This is a genomic window from Psychromonas sp. (genome assembly GCF_041586535.1).
GTDB lineage: Bacteria > Pseudomonadota > Gammaproteobacteria > Enterobacterales > Psychromonadaceae > Psychromonas.
Genome location: NZ_JBFGZY010000022.1, coordinates 1 through 21960 on the forward strand (window position 1 = coordinate 1; position 21960 = coordinate 21960).

The window sequence follows — 21960 nt, forward strand, 5'->3', positions numbered from 1 at the left end:
ATTTGATTCAGAACGTCCTGTTCTTCACCACTTTGTGGCCAGCTAAAGCTGTTCAAAATCGTTCCATACGATTTTGTGTAATTAGAACAACTAGTTACTGCAATCAATGCCTTGCTTTCATCCATTTTTCCTGCGCCTAAATAGATCATCTAATTAACGGAATTGGTATAAGCTTCGTGTGATCCGTTTTCTTTGGCTGAGCAAAGAGCATGGCTTTTTCGAACTGCGAAACTTCGTTTCGGTTTCTCAGAGTTCATACGCCGTCAAGGGCGGAATACTAAGGTTATTAAATTTAACCTTTAACTGCAGGAATCCTGCCCCCCGAGAAAGATAAGATATAATTATTTAAATTATTGCTCTGCCTTCACGGTGCTTTCTGTGGCGTACAGTAGTGCTGAATAGCTCCCGGTTTTTATTACAGCCTCTGTAATCCGCTTAAATACTATCAGTTAGTTACAAATATCGACCCCATTACCAGACTCTGTTTTATCTATAACATTTAATAGCAGGTAGTCACTGTTGTCATAGGCATCCTGCTGCAGGGACTGGATCATAATACCGCCCGTATGGTCCATCGCATATTCCGTTTTTTCGATAACGGTGGTTATGCCATTGTAATTAATATCATTGCCATTATAGGCCGTTTCATCAACACAGGCATTATCAGGATCGTCTTCGACAATGTCGTTGTAACTCTCAACCGCATCCCCGGCCGAGTAAAAGGGGATACCTAATACCAGCTTATTTTGGACTAAACAGCGTCCCGTCCAGTAATCAACTGCGTTTTGTGCATCTGCCACAGAAGAATGCAGGTCGTCACTATCTTCTGAATCAAAGGCTCTGATATTGGCAAAATCAATATAATCGAATACTGAGCTGTCGATAACATCTGCAATATCCTCATCTTCGCCTGAAGCCAGAGAGGCCGTCAGTAAATAACCGTTACCCCATAATTCAGCAGAAAGCTCCTCGATCAGCTTTTCAAAGAGTTCTCCCTGTGCGTCACTTTGCGGCGTTTGCCAGTTTAAATCCGCACCTTGCAAGTCATAGTATTCAAGAAAATCTATTACATTAGCGACAAATGTATTGGTCAGGGACGAGGATCCGGCAATAGTGCGGAAACTGCTGGTGCCAGCATCCGTCCCCCCAATGGAAACCAGTACTTCAACGCCCTCTGATTGTGCATAAGAAATCATCTCTGTAAAATCGTTTTCTTCACTCTCATCAAAATCAACCAGGCTGCCATCGGCGTTCACTTGTAAATAACCATAAATAAGATGGGTCAGCTGATCGTAATCTACGACATCAATATCGGTCATATCATCACTATCCCAATAGGCAACTTTCTTAAACGTAACGCTGCTATCATCCCTACCACAGTCACTATCAGATGTACCGTCCAGGATGACATCAACGATAGTATTACAAGCTGTTAAACTGCCGATTGTTATCCAACAAAGCAGGAACACTCTGGAATACCTTAATAATTCACCCACAAAAACGCTCCAATTATTCAAGTAGTGTCTATACCCAGTGCAATAAATTACATCTTGAAGTAGCTTGGGTATACAACATAATAGCATTTACCTGTTATCTCTAAGTTAAGCTGACAGCATGAATATTTTAAACCATCGAACTTAAGCAAGATTGATTTTTTTGCCATACGCGGCTCAGTTCTTTACGCGCTACAGCTGCAGTTGTTAATGATAAGGTTATACCCATGTTACTTCAAAATACTTTGACTTTGCCTCCTGGAGTATCATGAGTATATAAGTGTATAAGAAAAGTGTGCAGGAAATGTGGAAAGCTGAAAATTCTGCTCATCAAACGGAAAATGATGATTTACTGGTCGGGTATGGTTTTCCGTGGAATAATCGGCTAAGAAATATTTCGTATGTGTCTCAGGTTGTCATGCAGACCAGTAGTTATTGGCTATACTCTTTTTAAAAGGTGGTGATGGAAATATGAAAAAGGTCTGCAAAACAGACCTTTAATGATTTTAATCAACAGAATATATAGAATCTAGAACGGAATGTCGTCGTCAAAATCCATTGACGGTTCATTATATTGACTCGGTGCCTGCGGCTGTGGTGCCTGCGGACGTGGTGCTGGAGTTTGTGGTTGATAAGCAGGTGCCATTTGCGGTTTTTGCTGCTGCGCGGGTGGCTGTTGCGGTGCATTACCCCAGCTTTGTTGCGGCGCTTGGCTAGCCTGTGGAGCGTTACCCTGATAAGCTGGTGCATCGGTTTGCGCTGAATTACGTGAATCGAGCAGTTGGATTTCAGCAACAACGATTTCTGTTGTATAACGATCCTGCCCGTCCTGCCCCTGCCATTTACGTGTCTGCAATTTACCTTCAACGTAAATTTTTGCACCTTTTTTAAGATATTCACCGCACATTTCACCCAGACGATTAAATACTGTCAGGCGGTGCCATTCTGTTTTATCTTTACGTTCGCCGGTTTGTTTATCTTTCCAGCTTTCTGTTGTTGCTAATGTTAAGTTTGCTACTGCGCCGCCATTCGGCATATAACGCATTTCCGGATCTTTACCTAAATTGCCGACTAATACGACTTTGTTTACACTTCGGTTAAACATGTTTTTGCTCCGCTTACTGCTAAATGATATATGTGTATACCCAAATTACTTGAAGCTGCAGGAATCAGCAAGACGATAAATGATGTTATTCTAGGCAGAAGGCTGATGATCTAGTTATTCTAAATCAAAGCATTCTAACAACGAAGAACATTGTTTATCGCCTTGCCCTTCGGGTGATTCGCCCGAAAGCTAGCACTGCGTTGTAACACTTGAAAAAGGAATAACCATTCTCATCATGTTACGCCTTGTTCTAGCGTCCGGGCGAAACTCTGAATCTGCATCTTCAAGTAGTTTGGGTATCGATTAAGTGTTTGCTAAAATTTCTTTCGCTTTTTTCAGTGCAAAGACTTGGTTATTTACTTTAATATAAACTGTTTGTTCTTCAATGATAATTACTACTTCTAAGACACCATCCAGAGTGATTAGTTGCTCAGTTATCAACTGCGCATGATTTTCATCTTTTATTAATGCTGTAATGGTATGGGTGCGCACTTTACTCGGATTATGCATGCCCGTTGAGATGAAAAACCAAACCATCATTAACCCGGCTAAAAATAAAAACAAGCCGCTACTGCCAAGTAGTTTATAGGAAAATCCACCTATAATACCACCAAAAAAAGCACCAAAAAACTGCGCCATGCTATAGATCCCCATGGCACTGCCTTTCGCACCTGCAGGAGAAAGCATTGATATAAATGCGGGTAATGATGCTTCTAAAAAATTAAAAGCGGTAAAATACAGTAAGATAAAAATAAACATCAATATAAGTGATTGAGAATTAAGAGACATTGCGATTAAACTGATGGTCATTAACAAAATTGCAAACAGATAGAACTGTTTATTCATATGTTTACGGGCTGCAATAATCAGCATAGGTATAATTAAAATAAATGAAATTAATAATGCCGGTAAATATAAGTGCCAATGTTGCGCTGCCGGTAAATGCATATCCTGCAGCTGTAAAGGCAAAACAACAAACATCGCCGTGAGCGCCATGTGCAGAATAAAAATACCGCAATCCAGACGCAGTAGTTGCGGATCTTTCGCCAGTTTGCCCAATAACGCCGGGATGGCAATGGTTTCGCCTTTGGGAGCTTTGCTGACCACATGGGGCACCACAAAATGGACGATCGCAATACCTGCCAGCGCGCCGGCTGCGGTAATAAAGAACAAACCCTGTAAACCGATCAGCGGCGCCAGAACCGGACCTGCCACCATGGCGACTGCAAAGGCAATACCAATACTGACACCAATCATAGCCATTGCCTTAGGGCGCTGCTCCTCCCGGGTAACATCAGCTGCCAGGGCTAATACCGCACTGGCAATAGCGCCCGCACCTTGAATTGCCCGTCCGGCAGTCACGCCATAAACAGTTTCTGAGCATGCTGCTATCAGGCTACCTATGGCAAAAATAATTAAGCCCGTAAAAATAACCGGACGACGGCCAAACTTGTCTGACAGCATACCGGCGGGAATTTGTAATAATGCCTGGGTCAACCCGTAGGCACCAATGGCAAAGCCTACCCAGATTGGTGAGTAACCGATAAGATCCTGCCCGTAAATGGCAAAGATCGGCATGATCATAAATAGACCTAACATACGTAATGCAAAAACCACAGAAAGTGAAATAGCGGTGCGTTTTTCCAGGGGATTTAGGGCGTCAGACTGCATTGAACATCCATTTTTTAGGCTGTAGGTGAAAATAAATTAGTCGCCAATAATAACATGAACGCGCGCATATTCAGATATTTTTATTTATCGAGGACAGCTATAAAAGGAAGGAGGGCAGGGCATAGTTAATCTGAACAGGCTGCCTTTTTTGTGCCGTCCAGGCGGTCTTCTGCACCTGTATCTTGCACTGGTTTGGGTATATACTGCGCGGCTTATCCCATTTATATTTTTGGAGTTTTTTGTGCTTAGCTATCGCCATTCTTTTCATGCAGGTAATTTTGCAGATGTGTTAAAGCACACTGTCGCAACATCGATTCTTGACTATATGCTCAAAAAAGAGAAAGCGTTCTTTTATCTCGATACACATGCAGGTTGCGGCGCTTATGCGTTAAATTCACCGGAAGCATTAAAAACCCAGGAGTTTAATAACGGGATTGTGCCGTTATGGGGGCGCAAAGATCTGCCTGCTCCCGTGGCGCGTTATATGGAGCAGGTGGTGGAATTTAATGCACAGAGTCAATTGCACTATTACCCCGGCTCACCGAGCATTGCCGTGCAGATGTTACGTCCAATTGACCGCTTAAGTTTATTTGAACTGCACCCTAATGAATTTATCAATATGAGCAAGAATTTTTCCGGAAACCGGAAAATTCAGATGTCCAAAAGTGATGGGTTAAAAGGGCTTATCGCGAATATGCCGCCTGTTGAACGCCGCGGTTTTATGCTGATCGATCCATCCTATGAAATTAAAACGGAATACCAGAGCGTGGTTGAAACGTTAATCCAGGCGGTTAAACGTTTTGCAACAGGCACTTATGCGCTATGGTATCCGGTGGTTAACCGCGCCACTATAAATAAAATGGAAAAAGCGTTAATAGCGTCAGGCATTAAAAATATTCAGCTCTTTGAATTGGGGATTCGCTCAGACTCGGAGCAAATCGGTATGACTTCCAGTGGTATGATTGTGATTAATCCGCCCTGGACATTAAACAAAGAGATGCAGGAATCATTACCCTTTTTAGCGGAGCTGTTGGGTGAAGATGATCAGGGCTTTTACCGTATTGAGACTCTAGTTAGCGAATAACAGGGGATACCAAAGCAACTGAAAGAGGCTGCGCTGCCTCTTTCAGTTGCGGGATATACTCAAGATGCGGCGCCGGCTCTTTTCAGCGACGGCGTTTTTTAATATGTAATAAGCTTCTTAATTTAGAATAACGATCTGTGTCCGGCTCGTCCTGTAGGATTGATTCGCCTGCTTTTTCAACCTCGATAATACCGGAACGGTTCAGGGTTATTCGATAACGTTCAAATTCCTCCCGGTATTCCCCCTGATTCACTGCGACCACAATATTTATCTGGTAGCGGCGTTCGATGGAGGTGGTTTTAATTTTTTCTTTATTTGCCGATGGGGCATTTTGTTCATATACCTTACCGCTGCCGCGCTCTAAATAGCGTGCAAAAGGCAGAAAACTGAAAATAATAGTTTCTTCCAACGTGTTGTAACCCGGTTGAAACCCGTTACGGAATATTTTGTTTTCACAGCGGAAATGTAACAGCTCCGCGCTTTGCTTATTCTGCATATGACGTTTTGCCAATAACTCCTGCGTCTGCGGCGGCAGGTTGCCTGTTTTGGTATAATCCAGCCATATTTTCTGCTTTGCTATCTCCTCCCGACTGGTCGGATCGGTTAATGTCGTTGCCCATTTCGCCTTGCCTTTGCGGATCCACTGCCAGAGCATATTTTTAAAATCATCTTTGAAAACTTCCCGTACCCCGTAAATAATGGCGAGGATAAAAATCATCAAAGAGGTCAGGGTACTGAAAGCGCCCTGAGTTTTGATAATCAGTACCAGCACCACACTCATTATTAATGCTGTTGCGACACCGGTAACAATTTTACGGGTGATATTGCCTAAGACCTCTGTGTCACTTTTAAAAATTACACCGTATTCAATTAAACGGCGTAATAAGTGCATCTTATTAGCAATGCGGTTGGCATCGTTAAGTGTTGCCTGAGAGTTATATTTTTTTTCTTTGCGGTACAGGTTTTCGTTTTCACAAAGCCGTAATAACGCGAGACGCTCTTCAGAAAACTCAGATAGTCGTGGTTTTTTGACCAACATGCCTAATATTGCCTGCTCAGTATACCAGGATAAGTAATTATCCACGTTCTCAAAAATTGCCGCCAGGCTGTCTTTTTTAGGGGCATGGCTGCGGTTTTTGGTTAAAATCGTAATACTGTGATTGGCAATATCCTGCGCTGCGTCGTAAAAATTACGTAAGCCGTTGCTATCATCGATATTAAGCGTTTCCTGAATATCGGTATCAAGTGCGGCGATATATTGATAGGCAAACAGATTAAGATGGTTTTTATATTCCTCGGGGGAACGTTTCATACGTCTGGCAAAGCGGCTGTGTAATATCGGTAAATGCAGCCCTTCAGTAAAATAAGCACTGCGTGACTGGACCGCCGCATTAAAATAATCCGTCTCAGAAAGGGTATTTTTATTAATACTCATCTCTTTGGGCAGAGAAAAATAAACATCAATTCGCCGGAACTCACCCTGGCGTAACTGGTGAGTCAGTTTGATAGAGAGACGATCGTCTTGTTTAAGGCTTATTTTACCCAATTATTCCACCCATGTTGATGATTATTAATGTTACCGAATTAAATTAACACTGCCGGCATTACGGGCAGTTGTTGCTCCCTCCGTTACCCTAAATACAAGTATAAATGGCTGCAATTTAAATTCGAGATGTTTTTTTAAATCATCTCATTTTTACTATTTTATTGTTAAGATCCGGTCTTTTGCTATTAAGGTTTACTCCATGAAACTCTCTTTATTAACGCAACCGCTTTATGATCACTTATACGCCGATATTTATCAGTTCCGCCAGACTTTTGATCTGCCCTGTGATGATCTTGAATCATTAGATGTGCAGGCAGATGCGCTGCATACCTCTTTGATCATCGAAGAGTTAACCGAGCTGGCTCAGGCTGACTGTAAAATTGAACAGGCGGATGCGATCGTTGACAGTGTCTATGTTTTGATGGGGCGCCTGGTGCACCTCGGCGCGACACAGGTTAATAACAATATAGAGATCAGTTATCTGATTGATCTGTTTTTAAACGTCGCCAAACACCTTGAAATTAACTTCCTGCCCTGCTGGGATGAGGTGCATTCCAGCAATATGAGTAAAGTCTGCCGCAACGCGCAGGAATATCAGGAAACACAGGCATTTTACGCCAAGCAGGGCATTGAGCTGGTGGACAGCATTAAAGGGGATTTTATTATCGCCAAGTGTGCCTGCGATGTGCAGCTCTCGGGTAAGCTAATCCGTCAGGGCAAGGTATTAAAATCCGTTTATTACCGTCCGGCAGATTTAGCGCAATTGGTGTGATTCACAGACTACGCATCACAGCTCACTTGTGGTGCGTAGTGTTAACCTTTAAGCGCGCTCTTTTAATAAATAGATTAATTCAAGGGCTTTTTTGGGTGTTAAATCGTCCGGGTCGATACTTTCCAATAAAGATAATGCTTCATTAGTCTGTGGCTGTTCATAAGCTAAGCTTGTTTGCAATGGTGTTTGCGGCATATCCGTTTTAGATTGTGAGCCTAACTCCAACTGCTGTAATTTTCGTTTGGCATTACTCACTACCTCTTTGGGCACGCCGGCTAACGCCGCAACCTGCAAACCGTAACTTTTGTTGGCTGCGCCTTCCTGTACTGCATGCAAAAAAGCAATACCGTCACCATGTTCAACGGCATCCAGGTGGATATTGACCAACTCAGGAATAGTTTCAGGCAAACTGGTCAGTTCAAAATAATGGGTCGCAAAAAGGGTGTAGGCCTGGATTTTCCTGGCCAATTGTTCTGCGCATGCCCAGGCCAGAGACAAACCGTCAAAGGTACTGGTTCCCCGTCCGATCTCATCCATCAATACCAGACTGTTTTTAGTGGCATTGTGTAATATATTTGCCGTTTCTGTCATTTCCACCATAAAGGTTGAACGTCCGCTGGCCAGGTCATCTGAGGCACCAATACGGGTGAAAATACGATCCACCGGGCCTATCTTTGCGCTTTGAGCAGGGATAAAGCTGCCGATATGCGCCATTAAAACCATCAGGGCAACCTGGCGCATATAGGTTGATTTACCGCCCATATTCGGGCCGGTAATAATGAGCATCCGACGCTGCTCATTAAGGGCAATTGGATTGGCAATAAAGGGGGTTTTGCTGACCTGCTCAACTACCGGGTGACGGCCTTCCTGGATCTCTATTCCATTTTCAGCCTGCAGTACGGGACGCACGTAATTCAGAGTAACAGCCCTTTCAGCGAGGTTATTCAGCACATCTAACTCCGCCAGGGCCTGCGCGGTATACTGCAGGTTTTGCAGATGCGGTAATAACAGATCGATTAACTGCTCATAAAGTTTTTTCTCCAGGGCGAGGGCCTTGCCCTGACTGGAGAGTACTTTATCTTCATGCTCTTTCAGCTCGGCAATAATATAACGTTCAGTATTTTTAAGGGTCTGGCGGCGGATATAATGAGCCGGTACCATATCTGATTGGGAACGGCTGGTTTCTATGTAATAACCGTGCACGCGGTTATAGCCGACTTTTAAGGTGCTGATCCCGGTTGCTTTGCGCTCGCGAATTTCAAGCTGCTCAAGAAAATCAGTAGCACCTTTTGCCAGATTGCGCCACTGATCTAACTCCTCGTTATAGCCCTCCGCAATGACACCGCCGTCACGAATAATGACCGGTGGATTATCTATGACGGCTTTTTCCAATAAGGTCAATAACTCCGGATATGAGCCCATCTCTTTACAAAGTTTGCCGACCAGCTGCTGCGGCATTTCTGCGACCAGATGCTGTAGCTCAGGTAATAATGAAAAAGCGGTACGCAGACGGGTTAAATCGCGCGGCCGTGCAGAGCGCAGGGCTAAACGGGCAATTACCCGTTCCACATCGCCAATCTGCTTTAACGGCTCCGCCAGTGCAGCGCAGAGATCCTGGTCAATTAATGTCTGGATCATGGTTTGCCGGTAAGTCAGCACATTAAAATTACGGATAGGCTGATGGATCCAGCGTTTTAACAGCCGGCTGCCCATTGGTGTAACGGTATAGTCGAGCACCTCCGCCAGTGTGTTTTCACTTCCACCGGAAAGATTCTGGGTCAGCTCTAAGTTTTTGCGTGTTGCCGCATCTAAAATCACACTATCAATGCTCTGCTCTAACTTGATAGATTGGATATGCGGTAAACTGGTACGTTGTGTATCTTTAATATACTGCAGCAATGCGCCTGCTGCACACAGCGCAACCTCGGCTTTTTCCACACCAAAGCCGATTAAATCTTTGGTAGCAAACTGCTGATTTAATATTTGCTTGCTGGTGGCAAGTTCAAATTCCCACTCCGGGCGGCGGCGGATGGTTTGTAGATGGTCAATTAAATCAATATGTTCAAAATTTTCCGGATACAAAAGCTCGGCAGGATTAAGACGCTGTAATTCAGCCTGCAGGGTTTCACTGTGTTGAAACTGATTAATAATAAAACGGCCGCTGCCAATATCTAACGACGCAATACCAAAGGTGTTTTGCAATTGATAGACAGAGCACAATAAATTGTCCTGGCGGTCATTCAGTAACGCTTCATCGGTCACAGTACCCGGGGTGATAATGCGCACCAATTTGCGTTCCACCGGCCCTTTGGAGGTAGCTGGATCACCTATTTGCTCACAAATTGCAATGGATTCACCCATTTCAATCAATTTTGCTAAATAGCCTTCTACACTATGGTATGGAACACCGGCCATGGGAATGGCATTGCCGCCGGTCTTGCCGCGCTGGGTTAAAGAAATACCCAGCAGCTGTGAAGCCTTGCGTGCGTCATCAAAAAACAATTCATAAAAGTCACCCATTCGGTAGAAAAGAAGGGTGTCCGGCACTTCGTTTTTGATGCTCAAGAATTGCTGCATCATTGGCGTATGTTGTTGTAATTGTTGCGCACTTAGAGTCATAATGAATACACTTAATAGATGATAACTTTGATATTATAAGAACACTTGAATTTGTATTTCCAATTGTATTGGATGTCCGTTGGAGAAAACTTATGTTCACTGAAAAAACCGTTCAAGAATTAGCGCAAGTCTTAGGTGATAAACTCAGCAAAGCTGGGTTAGTTGCAGCAACCGCTGAATCCTGTACTGGCGGTGGAGTAGCATACGCTATTACTGAGATTTCTGGAAGTTCACAGTGGTTTGATCGTGGTTTTGTCACCTATAGCAATGAAGCGAAAATACAGATGTTAGGTGTTGAGGCGTTAGTGATTAAAGCCTTTGGTGCGGTTTCGGAGCCGGTGGTGGAAGAGATGGCCATTGGCGCGGTAACCCATTCTGATGCCGATATTGCCGTAGCCATCAGTGGTATTGCCGGCCCCGATGGCGGCACAGCAGAGAAACCAGTGGGTACAGTTTGCATCTCCTGGTATAACGCGCATTCAGCCTGTAAAACCGAAACATATCTGTTTAGCGGGGATCGCTCCGACGTCAGAACCCAGGCGATACGACTTGCGTTGCTGGGTTTAATCGAAGCTATTTAAAAAAACTTAATACATTGATTGTATTGGCTTAGTAATAAAAATAAAAAAAGCACTTGATACTGTTTAAATCAACAGTATACTTGAGCTTATATGCTGAGAGGGTATACAGCAGCGATAACACAAATCTGGAGAGAAAATGAGTCAGGATAAAAACAAAGAAAAAGCATTGGCTGCAGCGCTTGGACAAATCGAAAAACAATTCGGTAAAGGTTCGATCATGCGTTTAGGTGATGGTGCGGCGGCGATGATGGAAATTGAATCTGTTTCAACTGGCTCTCTCAGTCTGGATGTGGCATTAGGTATAGGTGGTTTACCATTCGGACGAGTTGTTGAAATTTATGGGCCTGAAAGCTCAGGTAAAACAACATTAACGCTACAGGTAATTGCTGAAGCACAAAAAATGGGTAAGACCTGTGCCTTTATTGATGCAGAGCATGCTCTGGATCCGCTATATGCTAAAAAATTGGGTGTTGATACAGATAACTTACTGATTTCTCAACCTGATACCGGCGAACAAGCATTAGAGATTTGCGATATGTTAGTGCGCTCCGGTGCGGTAAATGTGGTGATTATCGACTCCGTGGCAGCGTTAACGCCAAAAGCTGAAATTGAAGGCGAGATGGGTGATTCACATATGGGTCTGCAGGCCCGTTTGATGTCCCAGGCATTACGTAAATTAACCGGTAATATTAAACAGACTAATTGCCTGGTTATCTTCATTAACCAAATCCGGATGAAAATTGGCGTTATGTTCGGTAACCCGGAAACCACTACGGGTGGTAATGCACTTAAATTCTATGCATCTGTTCGGTTGGATATTCGTCGTATCGGCTCGATTAAAAACGGTGAAGAGATCATTGGTAATGAAACGCGTGTTAAGGTGGTTAAAAATAAAGTGTCACCACCGTTTAAACAAGCTGAGTTTCAGATTCTATACGGTGAAGGTATTAACCACTTCGGTGAGCTGATTGATTTGGGTGTTAAACAGGATCTGGTTGAAAAATCCGGTTCCTGGTACGCTTATAATGGTACCAAAATTGGTCAGGGAAAGAGCAATGCAAGTAACTTCCTGCAGGAAAATCCAACTATTGCGGAAGAGCTGGAAGCGAAAATTCGCGACTCTTTATTACCTAAAGTCATTGCGGTAGAAAAAACTTCAGCAGCTGAAGAAGTTTAATAACTGATAACACAGACCCAAATAAAAAAGGCGTGAAATATCACGCCTTTTCTCCTCTTAGAGCAGCACGCTTTCCTATTACGTATGCCACCCGGCGAACACGGCACCAGCTTCTCCACGGTGATTTTGTCAAAAGATAAAAATTTGATAAAAACACCAGCTTCGCGAAATTATAAAACGCTTGTGAACAATTATTTAGCTACTTTCCCCTTTTCAAGCGGCATGTTATATTAAAGAACATTTATTTTTAACTAATTTGCCATTTTTTTATGCTCCCATAAAATTACCGGACAGATACTTTACATGGAATAACTTATGATCAAATCGACTGCTGAAATTCGTCAGGGATTTCTCGATTTCTTTGCTAAGAAAGGCCACCAAAGTGTAAGCAGTAGCTCACTTGTGCCGGACAATGATCCAACCCTGTTATTTACTAATGCCGGGATGAATCAATTTAAGGATACCTTTCTTGGTACTGAAAAAAGAGCTTATACAAGAGCAACATCCAGCCAACGCTGCGTGCGTGCTGGAGGAAAACATAACGATTTAGACAATGTTGGCTACACCGCCCGCCATCATACATTTTTTGAGATGTTGGGAAGCTTCAGCTTCGGCGATTATTTCAAACGGGATGCGATTGCTTTTGCGTGGGAATATTTAACCCTTGAGTTGAAACTGCCAAAAGAAAAGTTATGGGTAACGGTATTTGATGAGGATCTGGAAGCTGAAAAAATCTGGATAGAAGAGATCGGTGTGGATCCTGCGCGTGTATCGCGGATCGGTGCGAAAGATAACTTCTGGTCGATGGGTGATACAGGACCATGCGGTCCTTGTAGTGAAATCTTTTATGACCATGGTGAACACATTTGGGGTGGGCCTCCGGGAACACCGGAAGAGGATGGCGATCGTTATATCGAAATCTGGAATCTGGTATTCATGCAGTTCAATCGCCATGCCGACGGCACCATGGAAAATTTACCAAAACCTTCCGTCGATACCGGGATGGGGCTGGAACGAATTTCTGCCATTCTGCAGAATGGTCATTCCAACTACGATATTGATCTTTTCCAGGCCCTGATCAAAAAAGTAGCCGCAGTAACAGGCTGCAAGGATCTGCAAGACAAGTCATTACGCGTCGTTGCCGATCATATCCGTTCATGCGGTTTTCTGATCGCCGATGGCGTAATGCCTTCTAATGAAGGTCGCGGCTATGTATTGCGTCGTATTATCCGTCGGGCTGTACGCCACGGTAATAAATTGGGTGCAACGGATGTTTTCTTCTTCAAAATTTATGAAGAGTTAGTTAACCAGATGGGTGAAGCTTACCCTGAGCTGATAAAACAACGTCAGTTTGTAGAAAAAATATTACGTTTGGAAGAAGAGCAGTTCGCTAAAACCCTGGATCGTGGCCTGCAGATATTAGATAACGAATTAGATGCGCTTGAAGGAACGGTTATCCCCGGTGAAGTGGTTTTCAAACTGTATGATACATACGGTTTCCCTGCCGATTTAACCGCTGATATTGCCCGTGAACGGGAGTTAACCATAGATCAGGCCGGCTTCGATAAAGCGATGGCTGAACAGCGCACCCGTGCACAACAGGCCAATAACTTTGGCACTGACTACAGCAATATTCTTAAATTTGAACAACACACTGAATTTACCGGTTATGAAACGCTGGAAGGCGCAGCAACAGTCACTAAGCTGGTATCCGATGGTGCTTTTGTTGACTCCTTAAAAGAAGGCGATAAAGGCCAGGTAGTTCTGTCTCAAACTCCATTTTATGCTGAATCAGGCGGTCAGTCGGGCGATACCGGTGAGTTGATTTTTAAGAATGGTGCGTTTGTCGTTACCGATACACAAAGGTCGGGAGACGCTTTTTTACACAGCGGTTTCGTCAGCAGCGGTGCATTAACGCTGAATGAAAAAGTGCATGCGCAAGTTGATGCACAGCGTCGTAAATCGATTGCCCTGCACCATTCTGCGACACATCTGCTGCATGCCGCTTTACGTCAGGTTTTAGGTGAGCATGTAACACAGAAAGGTTCACTGGTGGATGCTGATAAACTGCGTTTTGACTTCTCTCATTTTGAAGCGCTATCTTCAGATACGCTACGTCAGGTTACTGTACTGGTCAATCAAGCCATTCGTAATAATTTTGAAGTTGTTACTAAATTAATGGATATTGAAGAAGCAAAATCATCGGGTGCAATGGCGCTGTTCGGTGAAAAATATGATGAAATGGTGCGTGTTGTACAGATGGGCGATTTCTCAACTGAACTTTGTGGTGGTACGCATACCCGTCGCACCGGCGATATGGGGATGTTGTTGATTCGCTCTGAGTCAGGTATCGCTGCGGGTGTTCGCCGTATTGAAGCATCCGTCGGTAGTGCCGCCGGACAGTTGATTAGCGATATGTTTGGAGAAGTAGAGAAAGCCTGCTCGCTGGTGAAAGGTGATCCACTTTCACTTGGCGAAAAAATCGGGCAGGTGCTCGACCGTACTAAGCAGCTGGAAAAAGAAGTTGCCCAGCTGAAAGCTAAAATTGCCAGTGCCGCAGGCTCTAGTCTGACAGATAATGCCATTGAGATTAACGGCGTGAAAGTGATTATTGCCAATATTGAAGGCGTCGATCCTAAATCACTGCGCGACAGTGTTGATGAAATGAAGAATAAACTGCAATCCGGTATTGTTGTTTTAGCAACTGCTGTAGCTGATGATAAGGTCAGTCTGATTGCCGGTGTGACAAAAGATTTAACCAAAAAAGTCAAAGCAGGCGATTTGGTGAATCTGGTTGCAGCTCCTGTTGGTGGTAAGGGCGGTGGTCGTCCGGATATGGCTATGGCCGGTGGTAATAATCCAGCTGCTTTAGCCGATGCACTGGCATTAGTTGCTCCCTGGTTAAAAGAGCGTTTGTAATAGATAGCCCCGCTATGTAAATAGCTTGTATAGATGAGAAATAACGATGGCATTATTAGTTCAAAAATATGGCGGAACCTCGGTAGGTAACGTTGAGCGCATAAAAATAGTTGCTGAAAAAGTTAAAGCAACAAAAGAAAACGGTCATGATGTTGTGGTGGTTTTGTCTGCGATGTCGGGTGAGACCAATCGGATGATTGCGCTTGCAAAAGAGATAACACCTAACCCAAGCCCTCGGGAAATGGATGTGCTATTAACAACGGGGGAGCAAACTACCATTGCACTTTTATCAATGGCATTACATGATTTGGGGATTGATGCTGTCTCAATGACAGGCGATCAAATCCGCCTGAAAACAGATTCAAGTCATAGTAAAGCACGTATTTTAGATGTTGAAACTGACAATCTTAAAGAGCATTTAAAACTTGGACGGGTGGTGGTTGTCGCCGGCTTCCAGGGGCGTTCAGAAAGCAATGATATTACTACCTTAGGCCGTGGTGGCTCAGATACCTCGGCGGTAGCCATTGCTGCCGCGTTAAAAGCGGATGAATGTCAAATCTATACGGATGTGGATGGTGTTTATACCACAGATCCGCGTGTTGAGCCTCATGCGCGCCGCTTAGACAGCATTACCTTTGAAGAAATGCTGGAAATGGCAAGTTTAGGCGCTAAAGTTTTACAAATTCGTTCGGTCGAGTTTGCAGGGAAATACAATGTCCCACTTCGTGTTCTGTCAAGCTTTAAAGATGGTGGCGGCACATTAATCAGTTATGAGGAAAATAAAATGGAATCTCCTGTTATCTCCGGTATTGCGTTTAATCGTGATGAAGCCCGTTTAACCTTGTCGGGTGTGCCTGATCAACCTACGGTTGCTGCGCAAATTCTTTCGCCTATCGGTGAAGCGAATATCGATATTGATATGATAGTGCAGAATACTGTGGGTAATGGCAAAACAGACTTTACTTTTACCGTACATCGTGATGATTATGAGAAAACCAAGGAACTATTAGAGAAGGTTTGTGTCTCATTACAAGCTGATAATGTTCAAGGGAACAATGAAATAGCAAAAGTCTCTGTCGTTGGTGTTGGTATGTGGAATCATCCTGGTGTTGCCAAAACAATGTTTGAAACACTGGGACAGGAAGGTATCAATATCCACCAGATTGCAACGTCAGAAATAAAAATATCAGTGCTGGTTGACAGTAAGTACCTTGAACTTGCCGTTCGGGCACTGCATAAAGCATTTGAATTGGAAAATGAGCCGGCAGAAGAAAAATAAATTTTGCGATGTTGCACAGTAAATTATTTCTCTTTTTACTGTGCATTGGTCCATACTTAGTTCAAACGGATAGATTAATTCTTACAGGAGCAGGATATGCTTATATTAACACGTCGAGTTGGTGAAACTCTGATGATAGGCGATAGCGTTACGGTTACGGTTTTGGGTGTAAAAGGTAATCAAGTCAGAATTGGTGTAAACGCACCGAAAGAAGTATCGGTTCATCGCGAAGAAATTTATATGCGTATTCAAGCTGAAAAAAGCGCCGAAGAATAAATTACTTTTATATATTCAACAAAAGGGCCTTAGGGCTCTTTTTTTATGCCTGATGGTATATTGATGGTATATTGTTGTTAATATCAATCCTACTGGTTATCTACGCTTATTTAGTTGGATCTAAAACTACGTTTTTATTCCTGATGGTATATTGTTGTTAATATCAATCCTACGGCTTATCTACGCGTATTTAGTTGGATCTAAAACTACGTTTTTAGTCTGTGTTATTATTTGCTTAAGAACATCCTGGCTCTTCGCTACCTTATGACCAGCCAAAGCTGTTCAAAATCGCTCCATTAGATTTTGTGAATTAAAACAATGATCTCGTTGCTGCTGTCCATGCTCTGCTTCCATCCATTTTTCCTTCTCCCAAATAGAACATTTAAGTCATCAGATTGCCAATAAATTTGGCTTTGACGGGTAAAAAGAGCAAAAGTGCCTGATAAATAGACAAACGGAAATCAGTTGTTAAAAAATGTTTGACTTGTTTTTAGAAGACAGTATTATGTGCGCCACAAGACGACGGTGGAGTGGCCGAGTGGCCGAAGGCGCTCCCCTGCTAAGGGAGTAACGGGTTTATAGCCTGTTCGAGAGTTCGAATCTCTCCTCCACCGCCATTCTTGTAGATTCTTAAGGCGGGTGTAGCTCAGCTGGATAGAGTACCTGGCTACGAACCAGGCGGTCAGGGGTTCGAATCCCTTCACCCGCACCATTTTTTTTGCATAAGATGGTGAGCACTAAGAATCGAATATTAAAAACAAAAGAATATCGCGGCGGGTGTAGCTCAGCTGGATAGAGTACCTGGCTACGAACCAGGCGGTCAGGGGTTCGAATCCCTTCACCCGCACCATTCTTTATAAGCTTACTTAGGTAAGTTTTTTGTTTTTAAGGGCTTTATAATATTAACTGATTAATATTATGCACTATGCGGGTGTAGCTCAGCTGGATAGAGTACCTGGCTACGAACCAGGCGGTCAGGGGTTCGAATCCCTTCACCCGCACCATCTTAAATTTCCCCTATATTGTTTTATTCTTAGGTAAAAACTAATCTGTTTGTAATGTCTAACTGCTTATTTAAAAGCTAATACCAACCTGACTAATTACCTGATCATTTATGCCTGCTAAAATAAATGCTAGCTAGACATAAAACCACGTTTTATTCTTTTTTATTTATTTAGAACAAATAGTTACTGCAATAAATGTGGTGCTTTCATGCATTTTTCCTTATGCCTAAACAGATCATTTAATTAATCGGTTTGGTATAATTACCTTCTTTTTGCACTTATCCTGTCTTTTTTTGCGTTATACCTCTCTTTTTATAAAATATATTTTTCTGTCCTACTGTTCAGGGTTTAAACTAATCATTCTATATACTTCACATTGTAAATAAATAAAAGTACACTGGTATGCTTTTTAAGTGCTGTTTAATGCACTTGGATGTAGTGTTTTTTATTTTAATCAAGAGGTTAAGAGCTTTATAAGATTTGTTTATGAATATTTATTCATTGTAAGTTGTTTATGGAAATGCACCTACCAGATCAGTGTAAAAAAGGATAAAGAGCTATGGATGTTTTTACGTTATTACTAACCGGATTAGAATTGCTCGGTTTAGGAATGGCCTTCGTATTTTTGTTTTTAGGTTTATTGATGATTGCGGTCAATCTGATCGCAAAATATCTGCCTGCAGATCCTCCCGTACCGGAAAAAAAAACGGCTCAAGCGAGACCCGTAATACCCCTTTCTGAAACATCTGCAATAAATCCTAAGATAATTACAGCCATCACTGCGGCTGTGCATCAATATCACAAAACTAAGACTGCACAATAGGGAATGAAAAATGAAAGAGAAAGTAAATAAATCTAAGCCTCTGGCAATAACAGAAGTTGTCCTGCGTGATGCACACCAATCACTATTTGCAACGCGTATGCGTATCGACGATATGCTGCCGATTGCGGAGAAGTTAGATAAAATTGGTTTCTGGTCTTTGGAAACATGGGGCGGTGCGACCTTTGACTCCTGTATCCGCTTTTTGGGGGAAGACCCGTGGGATCGCCTGCGCGCTTTGAAGGCTGCAATGCCTAATACACCCCAGCAGATGTTATTACGCGGTCAAAACCTGTTAGGTTACCGTCATTATGCGGATGATGTAGTTGAAAAATTTGTAGAGCGTGCACATACCAACGGCGTTGATGTTTTCCGTATCTTTGACGCGATGAATGACGTGCGTAACTTTGAAACAGCGATCAAATCTGCGGTTAAAATTGGCGCACATGCGCAAGGCGCTATCTCTTATACCACCAGCCCTGTTCACTCTGTTGATAACTGGGTTGATATGGCAAAACGCCTTGAAGATATGGGCTGTCATTCGTTATGTATTAAAGATATGGCGGGTTTATTAAAGCCTTATGTCGCCGACGAACTGATTACTAAAATTAAAGCCAGCACCAATATTCCGCTTGCTCTGCATTGCCATGCGACAACGGGCTTGAGTATCGCAACGCATCAAAAAGCTATTGATGCCGGTGTTGATATTATTGATTCTGCTATTTCTTCGATGTCGATGACCTACGGACATACCCCGACAGAAACGCTTGTTTCAATTGTGGAAGGTCAGGCTCGTGATACCGGCTTAGATCTGCATAAACTCGCTGAAATATCAGCTTACTTCCGGGAAGTGCGTAAAAAATATGTTAAATTTGAAGGTGAATTAAAAGGGGTGGATCCACGTATCCTGATTGCTCAGGTACCCGGCGGCATGTTAACCAATATGGAAAGTCAGCTTAAGCAGCAGGGCGCTGCCGATAAGATGGATGCCGTACTGGAAGAGATCACCGCTGTGCGTAAAGATCTTGGTTATATTCCATTGGTTACCCCGACTTCCCAGATTGTCGGCACACAAGCGGTTATTAATGTATTGATGGGTGAGCGTTATAAAAATATCACCAAAGAAACTGCCGGTGTGCTTAAAGGTGAATATGGTGCGACACCTGCACCGGTCAATGCAGAACTGCAGGCGAAAGTATTAGCGGGCGGGAAAGCTATTACCTGCCGTCCGGCCGATAACATTAAGCCGGAAATGCAGCATATTCAGACGGAGTTTAAAAAGCTGGCCACGGACAAGGGAATTAATGTCGCTAAAGATGAGATCGATGACGCCTTGATCTATGCTTTATTTCCTGAAATCGGGCTTAAGTTCTTAGAAAATCGTAATAATCCTGATGCTTTTGAGCCGGTACCAAGCGCTGACGATCTTAAACCTGCAGCGCCAACTGCACCTGCTAAAGCGCAACAAGGTGGTGTGGAAACCTATTCTGTTGCGGTTGACGGGCAATTATTCAAAGTCCAGGTTGGCCCTGAAGGTAGTATTACCGGAGTGTCAGCTGCACCCGCTTCACCAGCACCCGCTTCACCAGCAGCCGCAGCGCCCGCGCAGGCAACAGCGGCACCGGCAGCTACTGGCGCTGGTGAAGAATTACCTGCACCATTAGCGGGTAATATCTTTAAAATACTTGTCCGGGAAGGTGAAGAGGTGGAAGAGGGCGATGTGTTACTGATAATGGAAGCGATGAAGATGGAAACAGAGATTCGCGCACCAAAATCAGGTGTGGTACGAGCCGTTTTTGTTAAAGAAGGTACTTCAGTTGCAGTGGGTGAAGCCCTGTTTAAAATAGCTTAAGGAATATAAAGTGGATGGATTAACAACACTTTGGATGGATACAGGTATTGCGCATTTTACGCTGCCTGATCTGCTCATGATTGCTGTCGGTTGTTTATTATTATACCTGGCGATAGTACGTAAGTTTGAACCTTTGTTATTATTACCCATTGGTTTTGGTGCAATTCTGGCCAATATACCCAATGCGGGCTTTAACGACGAAGGTGGCATACTTTATTACATATACCATGTGGGCATAGAAACGGGTATTTTTCCGCTCATTATTTTTATGGGCGTTGGAGCACTAACCGATTTTGGCGCCTTAATTGCGAACCCTAAAACCTTGTTCTTAGGCGCCGCTGCTCAGTTTGGTATTTTTGCTACATTGTTTGGCGCAATTATACTCAATTTACTGCCGGGTTTTGAATTTAGCCTGCAGGACGCTTCAGCGATTGCCATTATCGGCGGAGCTGATGGTCCGACAGCTATCTTCCTGGCATCTAAGCTGGCGCCGGATCTGCTTGGCCCCATTGCCGTTGCCGCATATTCATATATGGCACTGGTACCGCTGATCCAGCCGCCGATTATGCGCGCTTTAACAACACCAGCTGAACGTGAAATTAAAATGGAACAATTACGTCCGGTTAGTAAGAAGGAAAAAGTAGTTTTCCCTCTGGCTGTGTTATTAATGACGATTTTGTTCTTACCGGCAGCAACGCCTCTGATTGGGATGTTCTGTTTAGGTAACTTAATGCGTGAATCTGGTGTTGTAGAACGTTTAAGCAGTACTGCGCAAAATGAACTTATCAATATAGTCACGATATTTTTAGGCTTAGGGGTTGGTTCAAAGTTATCCGCTGACAAATTCTTAAATATTGAAACCCTAGGTATTTTAGCTTTGGGTGCTGTTGCCTTTTCTATCGGTACTGCATCGGGTGTTATGATGGCTAAACTGATGGGTAAATTCTCAAAAACTAAGATCAATCCGTTAATTGGTGCGGCAGGTGTTTCCGCAGTACCAATGGCTGCACGTGTGGCTAATAAGGTTGGTTTAGAAGCAAACCCTCATAACTTCTTGTTAATGCATGCGATGGGGCCTAACGTTGCCGGGGTACTTGGAAGTGCCGTTGCGGCGGGTGTGCTGTTGGCGCTTGTAGGTTAACTTCTTTTTTATAAAGTTGATTTTTGCAGGCCGCCTAAAAAGCGGCCTTTTTTGCTTAAAGGTCTTTTAGTTTGTACTCTGAATTAACTGTTTTGCTGCTTAGCAGTTTCGTTTCTGCGACCCTGTTTCCCGGCGGTTCTGAATTATTACTTATCTATTATCTGCAAAACAATCCGGATAATCTCTACTGGTATTTTTGTGCGGTAACCATAGGGAACGGTTCAGGGGCTGTGCTCACCTATTTTTTGGCCGGGTATTTATCCTGGGGACAAGAGAAAGCAAAATTTCGTTATTTAAAAACCTGGCGGTTTTGCCAACGATATGGTGTATGGGCTTTACTATTAAGCTGGCTACCTGTTATTGGTGATTTTATTCCTCTCGCAGCGGGCTGGTTAAAAACCCCGATATTAACTTCGATTGTATTAATTGCAGTCGGCAAAGCATTACGTTATGCAGTGATTATTATCAGTACATTATCTTTAATCTGAACGGATTTTATCTTATCAGGAATCTATGGCGGGCAAACAATGTGTATTTTTCAACCATGATGACTTTTGAACTTGTCAATAGTGTCTGTATTAAGGTACTCTCCTACCTCTTTTCGTTATTTCAAAAGGTAAG

The 21960-nt window shown here is 43.3% G+C and carries 16 protein-coding genes and 4 tRNA genes; 15 read left to right on the forward strand and 5 right to left on the reverse strand.

All coding sequences use genetic code 11. The features are described 5' to 3' along the window. Window positions 1–449 precede the first annotated feature (449 nt). The 3 genes from ABZA00_RS04125 to ABZA00_RS04135 all read right to left on the reverse strand — a co-directional run bounded on the left by ABZA00_RS04125 (window position 450) and on the right by ABZA00_RS04135 (window position 4269). A complete protein-coding gene (locus tag ABZA00_RS04125) occupies window positions 450–1496 on the reverse strand; it encodes a glycosyl hydrolase family 18 protein (RefSeq protein WP_372880876.1) in 1047 nt (348 codons plus the stop codon). Between the two features lie 526 nt (window positions 1497–2022). Continuing rightward, entirely contained in the window at window positions 2023–2598 is a 576-nt protein-coding gene (ssb, locus tag ABZA00_RS04130) for a single-stranded DNA-binding protein (RefSeq protein WP_372880877.1), read from the reverse strand. Window positions 2599–2901: 303 nt separating this feature from the next. After that, window positions 2902–4269 (reverse strand): MFS transporter, encoded by a 1368-nt coding sequence (locus ABZA00_RS04135; RefSeq protein WP_372880878.1) that lies wholly within the window; start codon window positions 4267–4269, stop codon window positions 2902–2904. Window positions 4270–4510: 241 nt separating this feature from the next. On the opposite strand from ABZA00_RS04135, the gene ABZA00_RS04140 reads away from it, so the two are divergent. Beyond that, window positions 4511–5353, forward strand: a complete 843-nt coding sequence (locus ABZA00_RS04140; RefSeq protein WP_372880879.1) for a 23S rRNA (adenine(2030)-N(6))-methyltransferase RlmJ — start codon at window positions 4511–4513, stop codon at window positions 5351–5353. Window positions 5354–5435: 82 nt separating this feature from the next. Here the strand turns inward: ABZA00_RS04140 and ABZA00_RS04145 are convergent, their stop codons facing one another. Continuing rightward, the gene (locus tag ABZA00_RS04145; RefSeq protein WP_372880880.1) at window positions 5436–6899 is read right to left on the reverse strand and encodes a hypothetical protein; all 1464 of its coding nucleotides are present in this window, start codon (window positions 6897–6899) and stop codon (window positions 5436–5438) included. A 199-nt stretch (window positions 6900–7098) separates the two neighbouring features. Between ABZA00_RS04145 and ABZA00_RS04150 the strand changes: the two genes are divergently transcribed. Beyond that, a complete protein-coding gene (locus tag ABZA00_RS04150; protein WP_372880881.1) occupies window positions 7099–7671 on the forward strand; it encodes a nucleoside triphosphate pyrophosphohydrolase family protein in 573 nt (190 codons plus the stop codon). A 48-nt stretch (window positions 7672–7719) separates the two neighbouring features. Here ABZA00_RS04150 and mutS read toward each other — a convergent pair whose 3' ends face one another. Beyond that, window positions 7720–10290, reverse strand: a complete 2571-nt coding sequence (gene mutS, locus ABZA00_RS04155; RefSeq protein WP_372880882.1) for a DNA mismatch repair protein MutS — start codon at window positions 10288–10290, stop codon at window positions 7720–7722. 92 nt (window positions 10291–10382) lie between these two features. On the opposite strand from mutS, the gene ABZA00_RS04160 reads away from it, so the two are divergent. The 13 genes from ABZA00_RS04160 (at window position 10383) to ABZA00_RS04220 (ending at window position 21827) form a co-directional block, all read left to right on the forward strand. Further along, window positions 10383–10871, forward strand: a complete 489-nt coding sequence (locus tag ABZA00_RS04160) for a CinA family protein (protein ID WP_372880883.1) — start codon at window positions 10383–10385, stop codon at window positions 10869–10871. A gap of 136 nt (window positions 10872–11007) precedes the next feature. Beyond that, on the forward strand, window positions 11008–12048 hold the full coding sequence (recA, locus tag ABZA00_RS04165; RefSeq protein ID WP_372880884.1) for a recombinase RecA: 1041 nt from the start codon (window positions 11008–11010) through the stop codon (window positions 12046–12048). A 315-nt stretch (window positions 12049–12363) separates the two neighbouring features. After that, the gene (gene alaS / locus ABZA00_RS04170) at window positions 12364–14967 is read left to right on the forward strand and encodes an alanine--tRNA ligase (RefSeq protein ID WP_372880885.1); all 2604 of its coding nucleotides are present in this window, start codon (window positions 12364–12366) and stop codon (window positions 14965–14967) included. Between the two features lie 46 nt (window positions 14968–15013). After that, window positions 15014–16246, forward strand: a complete 1233-nt coding sequence (locus tag ABZA00_RS04175) for an aspartate kinase (protein ID WP_372880886.1) — start codon at window positions 15014–15016, stop codon at window positions 16244–16246. Window positions 16247–16342: 96 nt separating this feature from the next. Then, the gene (csrA, locus tag ABZA00_RS04180) at window positions 16343–16522 is read left to right on the forward strand and encodes a carbon storage regulator CsrA (RefSeq protein ID WP_372880887.1); all 180 of its coding nucleotides are present in this window, start codon (window positions 16343–16345) and stop codon (window positions 16520–16522) included. A 524-nt stretch (window positions 16523–17046) separates the two neighbouring features. Then, window positions 17047–17139 (forward strand) — tRNA-Ser (locus ABZA00_RS04185). An 18-nt stretch (window positions 17140–17157) separates the two neighbouring features. Next, a tRNA-Arg gene (locus ABZA00_RS04190) sits at window positions 17158–17234 on the forward strand. A 61-nt stretch (window positions 17235–17295) separates the two neighbouring features. Continuing rightward, a tRNA-Arg gene (locus tag ABZA00_RS04195) sits at window positions 17296–17372 on the forward strand. Window positions 17373–17449: 77 nt separating this feature from the next. After that, window positions 17450–17526: transfer RNA gene (locus ABZA00_RS04200), tRNA-Arg, on the forward strand. A 559-nt stretch (window positions 17527–18085) separates the two neighbouring features. Beyond that, a complete protein-coding gene (locus ABZA00_RS04205) occupies window positions 18086–18349 on the forward strand; it encodes an OadG family transporter subunit (protein WP_372880888.1) in 264 nt (87 codons plus the stop codon). Window positions 18350–18359: 10 nt separating this feature from the next. Continuing rightward, window positions 18360–20198 carry a sodium-extruding oxaloacetate decarboxylase subunit alpha gene (gene oadA / locus ABZA00_RS04210; protein ID WP_372880889.1) on the forward strand — a complete coding sequence of 613 codons (1839 nt, stop codon included), beginning with the start codon at window positions 18360–18362 and terminating at the stop codon, window positions 20196–20198. A gap of 34 nt (window positions 20199–20232) precedes the next feature. Then, on the forward strand, window positions 20233–21339 hold the full coding sequence (locus ABZA00_RS04215) for a sodium ion-translocating decarboxylase subunit beta (protein ID WP_372880903.1): 1107 nt from the start codon (window positions 20233–20235) through the stop codon (window positions 21337–21339). A 71-nt stretch (window positions 21340–21410) separates the two neighbouring features. After that, entirely contained in the window at window positions 21411–21827 is a 417-nt protein-coding gene (locus tag ABZA00_RS04220; RefSeq protein ID WP_372880890.1) for a YqaA family protein, read from the forward strand. Window positions 21828–21960 lie beyond the last annotated feature (133 nt).

Bases quoted from the DNA above. Each gene is read 5' to 3' on its own strand.
- ssb (WP_372880877.1), bottom strand. From the start codon at position 2,598: ATGTTTAACCGAAGTGTAAACAAAGTCGTATTAGTCGGCAATTTAGGT.
- ABZA00_RS04135 (WP_372880878.1), bottom strand. From the start codon at position 4,269: ATGCAGTCTGACGCCCTAAATCCCCTGGAAAAACGCACCGCTATTTCA.
- ABZA00_RS04150 (WP_372880881.1), top strand. From the start codon at position 7,099: ATGAAACTCTCTTTATTAACGCAACCGCTTTATGATCACTTATACGCC.
- mutS (WP_372880882.1), bottom strand. From the start codon at position 10,290: ATGACTCTAAGTGCGCAACAATTACAACAACATACGCCAATGATGCAG.
- ABZA00_RS04160 (WP_372880883.1), top strand. From the start codon at position 10,383: ATGTTCACTGAAAAAACCGTTCAAGAATTAGCGCAAGTCTTAGGTGAT.
- recA (WP_372880884.1), top strand. From the start codon at position 11,008: ATGAGTCAGGATAAAAACAAAGAAAAAGCATTGGCTGCAGCGCTTGGA.
- alaS (WP_372880885.1), top strand. From the start codon at position 12,364: ATGATCAAATCGACTGCTGAAATTCGTCAGGGATTTCTCGATTTCTTT.
- ABZA00_RS04175 (WP_372880886.1), top strand. From the start codon at position 15,014: ATGGCATTATTAGTTCAAAAATATGGCGGAACCTCGGTAGGTAACGTT.
- csrA (WP_372880887.1), top strand. From the start codon at position 16,343: ATGCTTATATTAACACGTCGAGTTGGTGAAACTCTGATGATAGGCGAT.
- ABZA00_RS04205 (WP_372880888.1), top strand. From the start codon at position 18,086: ATGGATGTTTTTACGTTATTACTAACCGGATTAGAATTGCTCGGTTTA.
- oadA (WP_372880889.1), top strand. From the start codon at position 18,360: ATGAAAGAGAAAGTAAATAAATCTAAGCCTCTGGCAATAACAGAAGTT.
- ABZA00_RS04215 (WP_372880903.1), top strand. From the start codon at position 20,233: ATGGATACAGGTATTGCGCATTTTACGCTGCCTGATCTGCTCATGATT.